This is a genomic window from Marinicella litoralis (assembly GCF_002591915.1).
In the GTDB taxonomy this organism is placed as follows: domain Bacteria; phylum Pseudomonadota; class Gammaproteobacteria; order Xanthomonadales; family Marinicellaceae; genus Marinicella; species Marinicella litoralis.
In genome coordinates this window covers 1-15,337 of sequence record NZ_NIHB01000009.1, presented here as the reverse complement: position 1 = coordinate 15,337, position 15,337 = coordinate 1, and the positions used below count along the sequence as shown (strand labels likewise).

Below are 15,337 nucleotides of genomic sequence, written 5' to 3'. Positions count from 1 at the left end.
TAAATTCCCCACCCATCTTTTCAGCAGCAACTTTAGTGATCGCTGCAGTCAAGGTTGTTTTACCATGGTCAACGTGACCGATGGTGCCCACATTTACATGCGGCTTATTGCGTTCAAATTTTTCTTTTGACATTATCGTTTCTCAAACTTAATATTTTAATATCCATTCATTTCCGCCAACACAGTAGCAGGCGCTTCATTGTAGTGATCAAACTCCATTGAATAACTCGCCCTGCCTTGTGTGGCAGATCTCAGTGAAGTGGCATAACCAAACATTTCAGACAATGGAATTTCACATCGAATCACCTTGCCTGAAGGCGAGTCGTCGATTCCATCTAATGTTCCGCGACGGCGATTCACATCGCCAACCACATCACCCATGTAATCTTCAGGGGTTACAATTTCAACCCGCATAACCGGTTCCAGTAAAACCGGAGAGGCTGCCTTAGCACCTTCACGAAATGCGATAGAACCTGCAACCTTAAAGGCCATTTCATTTGAATCAACATCATGAAATGAACCATCATACAAAGTGACTCGACAATCTACCATCGGGTAGCCTGCCAACACACCACTTTCCATTTGTTCCTGTATGCCTTTGTCAACTGGAGCAATGAATTCCTTTGGAATAACACCACCTGTAATGTCGTTAACAAACTCATAACCAAAACCCTGTTCCATGGGCTCCAGCTTTATTTTTACATGACCATATTGGCCCTTACCACCTGACTGTTTAATGAACTTACCTTCTTGTTCCACAGTCTTTTTGATGGTTTCGCGATAAGCCACTTGTGGATTACCCACATTGGCATCGACTTTAAACTCACGTTTCATGCGATCTACAATGATGTCCAAATGCAGCTCACCCATTCCAGATATAATCGTTTGTCCGGAATCTTCATCAGTCATCACTCTGAATGAAGGATCTTCTTGTGCCAATTTAGCCAAAGCTGTGGCCATTTTTTCTTGATCGCCTGTTGTTCTCGGCTCAACCGCAACTGATATGACAGGCTCTGGAAAATCCATTTTCTCAATCGTAACTACATGTCCAATATCACATAGGGTGTCACCAGTGACCACGTCTTTCAAGCCAACTGCAGCGGCAATGTCCCCGGCCCTAACCTCTTTAATCTCTTCTCGAGAATTAGAGTGCATTTGTAACAACCTGCCTAGCCGTTCCTTACTGCTCTTTCTTGGGTTGTAAATACTGTCACCCGTTTTTACCACACCTGAATATACGCGAAAGAATGTCAAAGTCCCTACAAAAGGATCAGTGGCAATCTTAAATGCCAATGCAGAAAATGGTTCATCGTCATTAGCAGGGCGACTTACCTCGGTTTCACTGCCATCATCCAAAATGCCCGTGATGGCTGGAACCTCTGTAGGCGAAGGCAATAATTCAACCACCATGTCCAACATGGCTTGAACCCCTTTGTTCTTAAAGGCTGAACCGCACAGACAGCATACAATTTCGTTGTTTATGGTTCCATTTCTCAGACCCTTGATTATTTCATCTCTGGTTAATTCACCTGTCTCCAGGTATTTATCCATTAACTCTTCACTGGTCTCGGCGGCAGCTTCAATCATATTTTCCCTTGCCGCTTCACATTGTTCTTGTAACTCAGCTGGAATATCTTCTAGCTGATAAGTTGACCCCATGTCTTCGTCATTCCAATAAATGGCTTTCATGCGAAGTAAATCAACCACACCCTTGAACGACTCTTCTGCTCCAATAGCCACTTGGACCGGAACAGGGTTTGCACCAAGACGGGTTTTTAACTGACCCACCACTCGTTCAAAGTCAGCACCAGCACGATCCATTTTGTTGACAAAAGCCAACCGGGGTACATGGTACTTATTGGCCTGTCTCCAAACCGTTTCAGATTGAGGCTCAACACCCCCAACTGCACAAAACACCGCGACAGCACCATCTAATACACGTAACGAGCGTTCAACTTCAATGGTGAAGTCTACATGACCCGGAGTATCGATGATATTGATACGATGTTCTTCAAATTGGCGGTCCATGCCTTGCCAAAAACAGGTGGTGGCTGCCGATGTAATCGTTATTCCACGCTCTTGTTCTTGTTCCATCCAATCCATGGTGGCATTGCCATCATGAACCTCACCTATTTTATGAGAGATCCCCGTGTAAAACAGCACGCGCTCTGTCGTGGTTGTTTTACCGGCATCAATGTGGGCCATGATGCCAATATTACGGTATCTCTCAATCGGTGTTTTACGGCCCACTTCAATATCCTTTCCTTAAAGCTACAACAGCTATTACCAACGGTAATGAGCGAAGGCTTTATTGGCTTCTGCCATTTTGTGAACTTCTTCCCTTCTTTTCATGGCTGCGCCACGATCATGCAATGCATCCAACATTTCACCGGCCAGCTTTAAAGGCATATTGGCTTCACCACGTTTACGTGCAGCCTCAATGGTCCAACGCATGGCCAATGCCATTTGTCTTCTTGGACGAACTTCAACAGGTACTTGGTAGGTAGCACCACCAACACGTCTTGATTTAACCTCAACCATTGGCTTAACTTTTTCCAAAGCTTGCTGAGTCAACTCAACCACATCACCTTGTTCTTTAGCAGCGATTTGATCCATGGCTCCGTAGACAATTTTTTCTGCCACAGATTTTTTGCCACTTTTCATAACCATGTTAATGTATTTACTGATCAATTCGCTTCCGAATTTAGGATCAGGCAATACATCGCGCTTAAAATTACTTTTCTTTCTAGACATCTCTATAACCTATTGATTGTTATTTTGGTCGCTTAGTACCGTATTTAGAACGACCTTGTTTACGGTTGTTCACGCCAGCTGTATCCAATGCACCACGAACTACGTGGTAACGCACACCCGGTAAGTCTTTCACACGACCACCCCTAATCAATACGATAGAGTGTTCTTGTAAATTATGTCCTTCACCACCGATGTAACTGGTTACTTCATAGCCGTTAGTTAATCTCACACGAGCCACTTTACGCAATGCCGAGTTAGGCTTTTTAGGAGTTGTTGTGTAAACACGAGAACAAACACCTCTGCGTTGTGGACATGCTTCTAAAGCTGGTACATTAGTTTTGTACACTTTGTCTTTTCTTGGTTTTCTAACCAATTGATTTACTGTTGCCATATGCAAATTTACCCTATAGAAAATAAACGACAGGCCAGTAAAGACCGGCCTGCCGAAAATAAGAACGGGGATTTTAGTTATTTACCCCTAATTAGTCAAGTACAGATTTGTGTTTTTCACAAACCCATACCCAACCCTTTACATTCACCTTATTCAGACTCGTCTGAACCAATAGCTGGTTCATCACTTATCTGACTTAATTGATCCATTAACTGTTGTTCAGAATCTGCTGAAGAACCCGCTGACTCACTGGCCTCATTAACCATGGCCTGTAATTCAGACTGCAATTCAGCTTCCTTAGACTGCAATTGATCTTGATGATATGACAATCCAGTACCAGCTGGGATTAATCGACCAACAATCACATTTTCCTTCAAGCCGCGCAAGTAATCTTTGGTGCCTTTCACAGACGCTTCAGTTAATACACGCGTTGTTTCTTGGAACGAAGCTGCAGAAATAAACGAATCAGTTGCCAAAGAAGCTTTGGTAATACCCAATAACAAGACTTCAAAAGTAGCTGGAATGCCATCTTGCTTCAGAATTTCACGATTGGTTTTCATCACTTCTTTATAAGTCAGTTGAGTTGTTTTCAAGTAATCAGTATCACCTGGTTCAACAATTTCAACTTTTCTTAACATCTGACGGATGATACATTCAATGTGCTTGTCATTGATTTTCACACCTTGTAAGCGATAAACGTCTTGAATCTCGTTCACCAGGTACGATGCCAACGCAATCACGCCTTGAAGTCTTAAAATATCATGCGGGTTTGGTTCACCTTCAACCACCACATCGCCTTTTTCAACATGCTCACCTTCAAACACACCGATTTGGCGCCATTTAGGGATCAAAGTCTCTACTTTTTCACCAGATGATTCAGTGATGACCAACCTGTTTTTACCTTTGGTGTCTTTACCGAAACCAACAATACCAGAAGTCTCTGCCTGTAAGGCTGAATCTTTTGGTCTTCTGGCTTCAAACAAATCAGCAACACGTGGCAAACCACCTGTGATGTCACGCGTTTTAGAAGATGCCTGCGGTATCCTCGCCAAGAAATCACCAACAGCAACGTCTTGTGCATTTTGTATGTTAATAACCGCACCAGGTGGTAGGAAATACTGAGCCGGCACATCAGATCCAGGAATCATGATGGGCTTACCTTTTTTGTCCTCAATACGTACCATAGGCCGTAAATCTTTACCTGCAGCACCGCGTTGTTTTGGATCAGTAATGATGAAACTGGTTAAGCCAGTCAATTCATCCAGTTTTTCTTCGACAGTTACACCATCTTTGAAGTCACTTAACGCCACACGACCAGCCACTTCAGATACGATTGGATGGGTATGTGGATCCCAATTTACAATCACATCACCAGTCGAAACTTTGTCGTTGTCTTTGACATTGATCACAGCACCATAGGGCACTTTATAACGCTCTTTCTCTTTACCTGATTTCTCAATAACAGAGATTTCACCAGATCGAGAAATGGACACTAATTTTTTATCTGCATTGGTTACATACTTGATGTTGTGCATGCGAATGGTACCATCAGACTTAATCTGAACATGGTCTGCCGCAGCCGACTTAGAGGCAGCTCCACCAATGTGGAAGGTCCGCATGGTTAACTGTGTACCTGGCTCACCAATACTTTGTGCCGCCATAACACCCACAGCTTCACCAATATTTACCCGATGCCCACGAGACAAGTCTCTACCATAACACTGTGCACAAATACCAAAGCTTGATTCACAACTAATGGGTGAACGAACAACAATGGTATCCAAGCCAAACTCTTCAATAATTTCGAGACTTTCTTCGCCAATTAAAGTACCGGCTTCTATAATCACGTCATCTTTTGAATTTCGGACATCAACAGCCACCACACGACCCAATACGCGATCGGCCAAAGTTTCAATCACTTCACCGCCATCAACAATTGGCTGCATGGCCAATCCTTCGGTGGTGCCGCAATCCACTTCTGTGATCACAACATCTTGTGCCACATCAACCAATCGACGTGTTAAGTATCCTGAATTCGCAGTTTTCAAGGCCGTATCGGCCAAACCTTTACGTGCTCCATGGGTTGACGAAAAGTACTGCATCACGTCCAAACCTTCACGGAAATTCGCTTTAATAGGTGTTTCAATAATCGAACCATCTGGTTTAGCCATCAAACCACGCATACCAGATAATTGTCGCATTTGAGCTTGCGAGCCCCTGGCGCCAGAATCAGCCATAATAAATACTGAATTCATTGAGTCTTGGTAAACCAAGTTACCGTCTTTATCTACGACTTCATCTTTACCCAAAACTTCCATCATGGCATTGGCCACTTCTTCATTGGCTTTAGACCAGATATCGACAACTTTATTGTACCTTTCACCGGCTGTTACCAAACCAGTGGTGTATTGCTCTTGAATTTTCAGAACTTCTTTATCAGACTCTTCCAAAATAACTTTTTTGGCATCAGGAATGATTAAGTCAGTGACACCAATAGAGATACCAGCTACTGTCGAATAACGGAAACCGGTATACATCAATTGGTCAGCGAAGATAACCGTCGCTTTGGTACCCAATTGGTGATAACACTCATTCAATAAATTCGAAATGGTCTTCTTGTTCAATGTTTGGTTCATGTATTTGAAATCCAAACCTTTGGGCAAAATGTCAGCCAAAATAGCTCGACCTACTGTGGTTTCAACCAAATTAGTTGACTCAGTACCCGATTCTTCATCGGTGGTGGTCAATCTGACTTTGACCAATGCCTGTAAAGATACACATTCATTTTGGTAAGCCCTGTTAACCTCTCCCATATCTGAGAAAATCATGCCCTCGCCTTTTTCATTGATCAAAGCACGGGTCATATAATACAGACCCAATACCACGTCTTGTGAAGGCACAATAATAGGCTCACCAGATGCTGGTGATAATATATTATTGGTAGACATCATCAATGTTCGTGCTTCTAACTGCGCTTCAATTGACAATGGAACGTGAACCGCCATTTGGTCACCATCAAAGTCGGCATTGAAGGCCGTACAAACCAATGGATGTAATTGAATGGCTTTACCTTCAATCAATACCGGCTCAAATGCCTGAATACCTAATCGATGCAAGGTAGGTGCACGATTCAATAGAATCGGATGTTCACGAATCACTTGTTCTAAGATGTCCCATACTTCAGGGGTTTCCGCATCAACAGATCGTTTGGCGGCTTTGATGGTTGATACAAACCCATCTTTTAATAATCGACCCAAAATAAATGGTTTGAAAAGTTCCAAAGCCATTTTCTTAGGCAAACCACATTGATGCAATCTCAATGTTGGTCCTACCACAATCACAGAACGACCTGAATAATCGACTCGTTTACCCAATAGATTTTGACGGAAACGACCTTGTTTTCCTTTGATCATATCAGCCAAAGATTTCAAAGGTCTTCTGTTTGAACCTGTTACTGCACGTCCACGTCTGCCATTATCCAATAAGGCATCTACGGACTCTTGCAACATCCTTTTTTCATTTCGAACAATGATGTCAGGTGCATGCAAATCCAACAATCGTTTTAGACGATTATTACGATTGATCACTCTTCGGTACAAATCATTTAAATCAGACGTGGCGAAACGACCACCATCCAATGGTACCAAAGGACGCAAATCCGGTGGCAAAATCGGTAAAACAGTCAAAATCATGTGCTCTGGCTTGTTACCCGACTTATTAAACGCGTCATACAAAGCAATGCGTTTTGACAATCGTTTGATTTTGGTGGCAGATTTTGTTGATTCAATGTCTTCATGCATTTTCACCAACTCAGCATTGATGTCAATTTCTTCCAACAAAGAATAAATGGCTTCTGCACCCATCAAGGCTTTAAATTCATCACCCCAATTTTCAATTGATTGTGCATACTGCTCATCAGTCAACAACGATCCTTTTTCCAAATCAGTCATGCCTGCATCAGTCACAACGAATGATTCAAAATACAAAATTCGCTCAATTTCACGCAAAGTCATGTCTAGCATCAAACCGATTCGTGAAGGCAATGATTTCAAAAACCAAATATGTGCTACTGGACTGGCCAATTCAATGTGGCCCATCCTTTCACGACGCACTTTGGTCAAAGTAACCTCAGTACCACATTTTTCACAAACCACACCACGATGTTTCATGCGTTTGTATTTACCACACAAACACTCATAATCCTTAATAGGACCAAAAACAGCGGCACAAAACAGACCATCACGCTCAGGCTTGAATGTTCGGTAGTTGATGGTTTCAGGTTTTTTAACCTCACCGTACGACCAAGAACGTATCAATTCTGGCGGTGCCAGCGAGACTTTAATTGAGTTAAAGTCCTGGATTTCTTTTTTAGGATTAAATAATTTAATCAAATCTTTCATGTTTTTCTCCTAGACTCAGTCGTTTTCCAATTCCATGTTCAAACCAAGAGCGCGAACCTCTTTGACCAGAACATTGAATGACTCAGGAATACCTGACACAGTATTGTGATTACCATCTACAATATTTTTATAGGTGGCGTTTCTGCCTTGAACATCATCTGATTTAACAGTCAACATTTCTTGCAGGGTATATGCAGCACCGTACGCTTCCAACGCCCAAACTTCCATCTCACCGAATCTTTGACCACCAAATTGAGCTTTACCACCCAATGGTTGTTGCGTAACCAAAGAATAAGGTCCGGTTGAACGTGCATGCATTTTGTCATCAATCAAATGATTCAACTTCAACATATACATATATCCAACAGTCACTCTTCGATCAAATTTCTTACCGGTACGACCATCAAACAACACTGTTTGACCATCTTCATCTAGTCCTGCCAATTTTAATAATTTACGAATGTGTTCTTCTTTGGCACCATCAAATACAGGTGTTGCCATTGGCACACCACCTTTAAGGTTGCCAGAAAGTTCCATGATTTCGTCTTTGGTGAAGCTACTGAAACTGACTTTACCATCACCATCTACATTATAAATCTCAGTTAAAAAGTCTTTTAACTTAGCGGCGGTTGCTTTTTCTTCAAGCATTTGTTCAATTTGATAGCCCAAACCTCTGGCAGCCATTCCCAAGTGAACTTCAAGAATCTGTCCAATGTTCATCCTCGAGGGTACACCCAATGGATTCAAACAAATATCAACGGGACGACCGTTTTCATCAAATGGCATGTCTTCTTCAGGCACAATCATTGAGATCACACCTTTGTTACCATGTCGGCCGGCCATTTTGTCACCTGGTTGTATTCTTCTCTTTACAGCTAAATAGACTTTAACCATTTTGAGTACACCTGGAGCCAAATCATCGCCTTTCGAAATTTTCGCTTTTTTCTCTTCAAAACGTTTATCAAAGATGGCTCTTTGTTCAGAAATCTGTTCTGCCAAAGCATCCATTTGCTCAGCCAATGCGTTGTCTTGAGGCTTGATTTCAAACCATTGGTCTAATTCCAATGTTTTGAAATAGTCAGCATCAATCACCGCACCTTTTTTCAAACCAGGCGCTTTGGTTACTTTTGCACCAATCAATAATTCCTGAATACGTTGATGTATTACAGTACGCATGATGCGGAATTGATCGTTGAAATCATTGCGAACTTTTTCAATTTCATCCAGTTCAATGCGTTCAGCACGTGAACCTTTTTCAATACCTTCACGGGTATAAACCTGAACATCAATTACAGTACCACTGGTACCTGACTTAACGCGCAAGGATGAATCTTTAACATCAAGTGCTTTTTCACCGAAAATGGCTCTCAATAACTTTTCTTCTGGGGTCAACTGTGTTTCACCCTTAGGTGTCACTTTACCAACCAAAATATCGCCTGGACCCACTTCAGCGCCGACATAAACAATACCCGAGTCATCAAGCTTGGTTAATGTGCCTTCGCTGATGTTTGGAATGTCAGCCGTGATTTCCTCTGAACCTAACTTGGTATCACGAGCAATACAGGTTAACTCTTCAATATGAATGGTGGTCAATCGATCTTCTTTCACAACCCGTTCGGATATCAGGATTGAATCCTCGAAGTTGTAACCATTCCATGGCATGAAAGCAACCAACATGTTTTGACCCAATGCCAACTCACCTAAATCAGTTGAAGGACCATCTGCCAATACGTCGCCAGCAGCAATCACATCACCCACTTTAACGATAGGGCGTTGATTAACACAGGTGTTTTGATTAGATCGCATGTATTTAATTAAGTTATAAATATCAACACCTGGATCTTTCTCACCAATTTCAGATTGGTCAACTCGGACCACAATACGTCCAGCATCTGAGATTTCCACCACACCACCACGTTTAGCCATGACAGTTACACCAGAATCTCGAGATACAATGCGCTCCATGCCAGTTCCAACCAAAGGCTTGTCAGCTTTCAGAGTAGGTACCGCTTGGCGTTGCATGTTTGAACCCATCAATGCCCTGTTGGCATCATCGTGCTCAAGGAATGGAATCAAGGCAGCAGCCACAGATACAATTTGTTTCTCAGAAACATCCATGTATGAAATTTCTTGCGCTTGCTTTAACACCACTTCGCCTTTATGACGACAAATGATGAATTCGTCTACAAATCGACCATTTTTATCTAACTTGGCACTGTTTTGTGCGATTGGATTGTCAGAATCTTGTATCGCCGATAAGTAAACGATTTCGTCAGTAACTTTACCGTTATTAACTTTTCTGTAAGGTGTTTCTAAAAATCCATAATCATTGGTTCTTGAATACACAGCCATTGAGTTAATCAAACCAATGTTTGGTCCCTCAGGTGTTTCAATTGGACATAAACGTCCGTAATGAGTTGGATGTACGTCACGCACTTCAAAGCCCGCACGTTCACGAGTCAAACCACCTGGCCCTAAAGCCGATACACGACGTTTGTGGGTGATTTCAGACAATGGATTGTTTTGATCCATGAATTGTGACAACTGATTAGAACCAAAGAATTCTTTGATGGCCGCTGAAATGGGTTTGGCATTAATCAAATCTTGTGGAGTCAATCCTTCTGATTCAGCAACCGTCAACCGTTCTTTAACGGCACGTTGTACACGAACCAAACCAACTCTAAATACATTCTCAGCCATTTCGCCAACTGAACGCACGCGTCTGTTACCCAAATGATCAATGTCATCAACTTGACCAATACCGTTTCTGATATTAACCAACTCTTTCATGACCATGACAATGTCTTCTTTACTTAAAGTACCCGCTCCTTCAATTTCATCAACACCCAATCGCATGTTAAATTTCATGCGGCCGACTGCTGAAAGGTCATACCTTTCTTTGGCAAAAAATAAACCTTCAAACAATGATCTTGATGCTTCCTCAGTAGGTGGTTCACCCGGACGCATCATGCGATAAATTTCAATCAATGCTTCTTCAGGTGTCGTGGTTGGGTCAATGTTTAACGTGTTCGACATATATGGACCACGGTCCAAATCATTCACGAACAAAATATCAAACGATTTAACACCCGCTTCTCGTAATTTTTCTAAAACCTCTTCGGTAATAGAAGTATTGGCTGGGAAAAGCACTTCGCCGGTTTCTTTATCAATGACATTATGAGCCAAAGTCTTTTCAATCAAATAGCTGTCTTCTAGCGTCAGCGCTGTCAATTTAGACTTTTTGAGTTTACGCTCATGTCTGCTGGTGATCCTTTTGCCAGCTTCAACGATGACATCTTTACCGTCTTTTATATCAAAACCAAAGGTATCGCCTTTGATATGTTCTGGAACCAATTTCATTTTAGAATTGGTTTTATTCAATGTGATGGTGATGTTTTCAAAAAACAAATCCAATATTTGTTCATTGTCATAGTCCAATGCACGCAACAGGATTGAAGCTGGAAGCTTTCTTCTTCTGTCAATACGAACGTACACACTGTCTTTCGCGTCGAACTCCATGTCCAACCAAGAACCACGATAAGGGATCACTCGTGCAGAATATAAAATTTTACCAGAGGAATGCGTTTTACCTTTGTCATGATCAAAAAAGACACCTGGTGAACGGTGCAATTGATTAACAATAACTCGCTCTGTGCCATTGATAACAAAAGTTCCAGTCGGAGTCATCAGGGGCAAATCGCCTAAATATACGCTTTGCTCTTTGATGTATTTGACTTTCTTTTTCTTCTTGGTACTTTTTTCTTTATCGTAAATCACCAATTGGATTCTGGCACGGATTGAAGCCGCATAAGTCATACCACGTAACTTACATTCTAATACGTCAAACTCGGGATCCTCAACCATCACACTGACGTATTCAAGTCTTGCGAACCCAGAATAACTTTCAATAGGAAATATTGAATTCAATGCATCATTTAAGCCATTCAAGTCTTTGTCATTTTCACCCAAAAAGGCATTAAATGATTTAACCTGTGTATCTAATAAGTATGGAACATCAAGTACAGCTGAAGAACTTCCAAAGTCCTTTCTGATTCTTTTTTTCTCAGTAAATGTATAACCCATCGCTTTTGCCACCTTCACCATAGTTAACAAGACAAAAAATTTATCTTATTGATTTAATATGTTTTTTTACGCTTTGATTGTTGCAGAATAATCTGAATAATTTTAAGCGACTAAAGGCCGACATAAAATGCCAGCCTTTAGATTCAATTAATTACGTTATGTAATTATTTCAACTCTACAGTAGCACCTGCTTCTTCAAGTTGTTTTTTAACGTCTTCAGCTTCAGCTTTATCAACACCTTCTTTAATAGGTGCTGGTGCGCCTTCAACCAATTCTTTGGCTTCTTTCAAACCTAAGCCAGTGATGCCGCGAACAGCTTTAATCACACCAACTTTCTTTTCACCAAAGCTTGTCATAACTACGTCAAACTCAGTTTGCTCAGCAGCAGATTCGCCAGCAGCGGCAGCAGCAGGAGCAGCAGCAACTGCAGCAGCAGCTGAAACACCAAACTTCTCTTCCATAGCTTCGATTAATTCAACAACGTCCATTACGCTCATTGCTGAGATTGCTTCTAAAATATCATCTTTTGATACGGCCATTTTAATTCTCCAAAAATATATTCTTTATTACTTATGCAGCTTTTTGATCTCTGATCGCTGCGATTGTACGTGTCAGTTTTGCGTGTGGCTCTGCCAAAGTTCTTACCAATTTCTCTACTGGTGCCTTCATTACAGACATCAACATTGCAATTGCTTGATCTTTAGTAGGCAAGGAAGCTAATCGAGATAACTCCGATGCGGCCAACAAATCGCCACCAATTGAAACAAACTTAACTTCTAGCTTGTCATTTTCTTTTGCGTGTTCTTTAATCAATCTTGCAGCACAACCAGGATCTTCCTGACTGAACGCAAACAACAAAGGTCCGACCAATGAATCTTTAACACATTCATAATCCGTTCCTTCAACTGCTCTTTTGACTAAAGTGTTTTTCGCAACCCTCAGATAAACACCACTTTTTCTTGCGTCAGATCTCATCGCTGTCATCAAATCAACTGATGAACCACGATATTCTGCCGCAACCAAAGAGTGAGCATCTTGAGCAACACTGGCAATCTCACTGACTACAGCTTTTTTCTGCTCTAAATTGAGCGCCATGATAACCTCCAAAGGCTCATGCAGCACATGCTGCAGTACTCATAACCCACCTCGTGTGAGGCGGAACCATTTTGGTGACCAATATTATTCTTTTATTGGGGCACCATCTGCGTAGGAAATTAAGGCTTTTAACTTAACAAGCCACCTACGGTCTTTGATGGTTGTCGCTGCATAAATGCAACAACAACCCTCAAAATTCTTTTTAACCTTCTAAACTGCTTTGATCAACAACCATGCCTGGACCCATGGTTGAAGAGATAGATATTTTCTTAATGAATTTACCTTTAGAAGTGGCAGGTTTCTTTTTACCTAAATCAGTAAGTAAAACCTGTAGATTCTCAGTCAAGGCTTCAGCTGTAAAAGAAGCTTTACCAATGACAGTATGAATGATTCCAGCTTTATCGATTCGATACATGGCCTGACCAGACTTGTTGTTTTTAACTGCAGTGGCTACATCAGGAGTTACCGTACCGACTTTAGGATTTGGCATCAAGCCTTTAGGACCTAAAATGGTTCCCAGCTGGCCCACAACACGCATGGCATCAGGTGCAGCAATAACCACATCAAAGTCAAAATTTCCTTTTTTGATCTCTTCAGCCAAGTCTTCGAAACCAACCACATCAGCGCCAGCCGCTTTGGCTTCTTCGGCTTTTTCGCCTTGAGCAAATACAGCCACTTTCACTGACTTACCAGTACCATTAGGCAACACAGTTGCACCACGAACGGTTTGATCAGATTTCTTGGCATCGACTCCCAGTTGAATGGCTAGGTCGACGGTTTCATCGAAAGATTTTGAAGAATTGCTTTTAACAAAATCCAAAACTTCTTGAATTGAATACTTTTTAGTTTTATCAACTTGAGCTTTTAACGCTTTGATTCTTTTACCAGCCATTATTTCACTCCCTCAGTTTCAATACCCATACTGCGAGCTGTACCCGCAATTGTTCTAACAGCAGCATCCATATCAGCAGCCGTTAAATCTGGCTCTTTCATTTTAGCCACTTCTTCTAATTGCTCACGGCCAATTTTGGCCACTTTATCCGTGTTTGGGGTACCACTGCCCTTTTTAATGCCAGCCGCTTTCAGCAATAAAACTGCAGCAGGAGGTGTTTTGGTGATAAATGTGAAACTTCTGTCGTTATAAACAGTGATCACAACAGGAATTGGCAAGCCTTGTTCAACTGAACCAGTTTGTGCATTGAAAGCTTTACAAAACTCCATGATATTGACACCATGCTGACCCAAAGCTGGACCAACTGGTGGTGACGGGTTGGCCTGACCAGCAGGCACTTGCAATTTAATGTACGACTGTACTTTTTTAGCCATTATTCTCTCCGGGTGCAAACGCCAAGTACTTAAACCGGCTCCCCATTAATTAATGTTATTAAACTTTTTCGACTTGACTGAACTCTAATTCAACCGGAGTCGACCTTCCAAATATTGAAACGGCCACACGCATGCGACTCTTTTCATAATTGACTTCTTCCACTTCCCCATTAAAATCGGCAAATGGTCCGTCGATGACACGAATAATTTCGCCCACATCGAACAATGTTTTTGGTTGCGGCTTATTCTCACCATCTTCGATTCTTTGAAGGATGGAATTGACTTCACGCTCAGTAATTGGCGCAGGCTTTTCAGCCGTTCCACCAATAAAGCCCAACACTTTAGGTACACTTTTCACCAAATGCCATGTTTCATCATTCATTTCCATTTGAACCAAAACATAACCAGGGAAAAATTTTCTTTCACTTCTTCGCTTTTGACCGTTCCTCATCTCCACAACAGCTTCTTTCGGCACCAAAACCTGACCAAAAAGATCCTGCATTTGGTATCGATCAATACGCTCTTCCAATGACCTGACAACTTGTTGCTCAAAGCCAGAGTAAGCGTGCACTACATACCATCTGTGTGACATGAACTATATCTCCTGAATCCAATTACTCGAAGAAATACTCTAAGAGGTTACTAAAAAGCGAATCGACCAAAAACAAAAAGAAGCCGATAATAATGACCAATATAATGACAATTATCGTGGTCTGAATGGTTTCATTTTTAGTTGGCCAAACAATTTTCTGTCTTTCAATGTTGGCATTCTTTACAAACTTGGCAAACTCTTTACCCTTGCTGGTTGAGTAACATAAAAAACCACCAACCAAAACACCAGCAATAACCATCAACACCCTGATGATGGTCGGATAAGTATCAACAAAATACAGATTCGCCGCAACACCAGCAATAATAATTGCTATGCCCAGCCACCACTTCATTTTGTCACCAGTACCATGTACTGAATCTACACTACTCATACATATAATCCAATCAAGCCACTGACAATGTCAATGGCAGGCCAGGAGGGAATCGAACCCCCAACCTGCGGTTTTGGAGACCGCTGCTCTGCCAATTGAGCTACTGGCCTAAAATCGTAAAGACAACAAAAGCCAACAGAAGACTGTTGGCTTTCAAGTCACGAGTTAAATTATCAATCGATAATTTTTGCTACTACACCCGCACCTACTGTACGGCCACCTTCACGAATGGCGAAGCGTAAACCTTCATCCATCGCAATCGGTGCAATCAATTCAACAACCATCTTGACGTTGTCACCAGGCAT

The 15,337-nt window shown here is 41.8% G+C and carries 13 protein-coding genes and 1 tRNA gene; all 14 read right to left on the bottom strand.

Annotated elements, in window-relative coordinates; all coding sequences use genetic code 11:
* On the bottom strand, positions 1-133 hold a 133-nt coding region (locus CCS90_RS14685; RefSeq protein ID WP_257205626.1), incomplete at its 3' end, for a GTP-binding protein.
* 23 nt (positions 134-156) lie between these two features.
* The gene (fusA, locus tag CCS90_RS14680) at positions 157-2,250 is read right to left on the bottom strand and encodes an elongation factor G (RefSeq protein WP_099020331.1); all 2,094 of its coding nucleotides are present in this window, start codon (positions 2,248-2,250) and stop codon (positions 157-159) included.
* A gap of 33 nt (positions 2,251-2,283) precedes the next feature.
* Positions 2,284-2,754, bottom strand: coding sequence for a 30S ribosomal protein S7 (gene rpsG, locus CCS90_RS14675; protein WP_099020330.1), 471 nt, complete (start codon positions 2,752-2,754; stop codon positions 2,284-2,286).
* Between the two features lie 19 nt (positions 2,755-2,773).
* Positions 2,774-3,145: a 30S ribosomal protein S12 gene (rpsL, locus tag CCS90_RS14670; protein ID WP_099020329.1), complete on the bottom strand. Its 372-nt coding sequence runs from the start codon at positions 3,143-3,145 to the stop codon at positions 2,774-2,776.
* A 149-nt stretch (positions 3,146-3,294) separates the two neighbouring features.
* The gene (gene rpoC, locus CCS90_RS14665; protein ID WP_099020328.1) at positions 3,295-7,545 is read right to left on the bottom strand and encodes a DNA-directed RNA polymerase subunit beta'; all 4,251 of its coding nucleotides are present in this window, start codon (positions 7,543-7,545) and stop codon (positions 3,295-3,297) included.
* Positions 7,546-7,560: 15 nt separating this feature from the next.
* Entirely contained in the window at positions 7,561-11,628 is a 4,068-nt protein-coding gene (rpoB, locus tag CCS90_RS14660; protein ID WP_099020332.1) for a DNA-directed RNA polymerase subunit beta, read from the bottom strand.
* Positions 11,629-11,792: 164 nt separating this feature from the next.
* Positions 11,793-12,167 carry a 50S ribosomal protein L7/L12 gene (gene rplL, locus CCS90_RS14655; RefSeq protein ID WP_099020327.1) on the bottom strand — a complete coding sequence of 125 codons (375 nt, stop codon included), beginning with the start codon at positions 12,165-12,167 and terminating at the stop codon, positions 11,793-11,795.
* Between the two features lie 31 nt (positions 12,168-12,198).
* The gene (gene rplJ / locus CCS90_RS14650; RefSeq protein WP_099020326.1) at positions 12,199-12,723 is read right to left on the bottom strand and encodes a 50S ribosomal protein L10; all 525 of its coding nucleotides are present in this window, start codon (positions 12,721-12,723) and stop codon (positions 12,199-12,201) included.
* A 202-nt stretch (positions 12,724-12,925) separates the two neighbouring features.
* Positions 12,926-13,615, bottom strand: a complete 690-nt coding sequence (gene rplA / locus CCS90_RS14645) for a 50S ribosomal protein L1 (protein ID WP_099020325.1) — start codon at positions 13,613-13,615, stop codon at positions 12,926-12,928.
* A complete protein-coding gene (gene rplK, locus CCS90_RS14640) occupies positions 13,615-14,049 on the bottom strand; it encodes a 50S ribosomal protein L11 (RefSeq protein ID WP_099020324.1) in 435 nt (144 codons plus the stop codon). The genes rplA and rplK overlap by 1 nt, the downstream gene beginning before the upstream one ends.
* A gap of 58 nt (positions 14,050-14,107) precedes the next feature.
* Positions 14,108-14,641, bottom strand: a complete 534-nt coding sequence (gene nusG, locus CCS90_RS14635; protein WP_099020323.1) for a transcription termination/antitermination protein NusG — start codon at positions 14,639-14,641, stop codon at positions 14,108-14,110.
* Between the two features lie 22 nt (positions 14,642-14,663).
* Positions 14,664-15,032, bottom strand: coding sequence for a preprotein translocase subunit SecE (gene secE / locus CCS90_RS14630; protein WP_099020322.1), 369 nt, complete (start codon positions 15,030-15,032; stop codon positions 14,664-14,666).
* 34 nt (positions 15,033-15,066) lie between these two features.
* Positions 15,067-15,142, bottom strand: a tRNA-Trp gene (locus CCS90_RS14625).
* Between the two features lie 63 nt (positions 15,143-15,205).
* Positions 15,206-15,337, bottom strand: a 132-nt coding sequence (locus CCS90_RS14620) for an EF-Tu C-terminal domain-related protein (protein ID WP_503417538.1), incomplete at its 5' end; no start/stop codon positions are given.

Bases quoted from the DNA above. Each gene is read 5' to 3' on its own strand.
- rpsG (WP_099020330.1), bottom strand. From the start codon at position 2,754: ATGTCTAGAAAGAAAAGTAATTTTAAGCGCGATGTATTGCCTGATCCT.
- rplJ (WP_099020326.1), bottom strand. From the start codon at position 12,723: ATGGCGCTCAATTTAGAGCAGAAAAAAGCTGTAGTCAGTGAGATTGCC.
- nusG (WP_099020323.1), bottom strand. From the start codon at position 14,641: ATGTCACACAGATGGTATGTAGTGCACGCTTACTCTGGCTTTGAGCAA.
- rpsL (WP_099020329.1), bottom strand. From the start codon at position 3,145: ATGGCAACAGTAAATCAATTGGTTAGAAAACCAAGAAAAGACAAAGTG.
- rplL (WP_099020327.1), bottom strand. From the start codon at position 12,167: ATGGCCGTATCAAAAGATGATATTTTAGAAGCAATCTCAGCAATGAGC.
- rpoB (WP_099020332.1), bottom strand. From the start codon at position 11,628: ATGGGTTATACATTTACTGAGAAAAAAAGAATCAGAAAGGACTTTGGA.
- rplA (WP_099020325.1), bottom strand. From the start codon at position 13,615: ATGGCTGGTAAAAGAATCAAAGCGTTAAAAGCTCAAGTTGATAAAACT.
- rplK (WP_099020324.1), bottom strand. From the start codon at position 14,049: ATGGCTAAAAAAGTACAGTCGTACATTAAATTGCAAGTGCCTGCTGGT.
- secE (WP_099020322.1), bottom strand. From the start codon at position 15,032: ATGAGTAGTGTAGATTCAGTACATGGTACTGGTGACAAAATGAAGTGG.
- rpoC (WP_099020328.1), bottom strand. From the start codon at position 7,545: ATGAAAGATTTGATTAAATTATTTAATCCTAAAAAAGAAATCCAGGAC.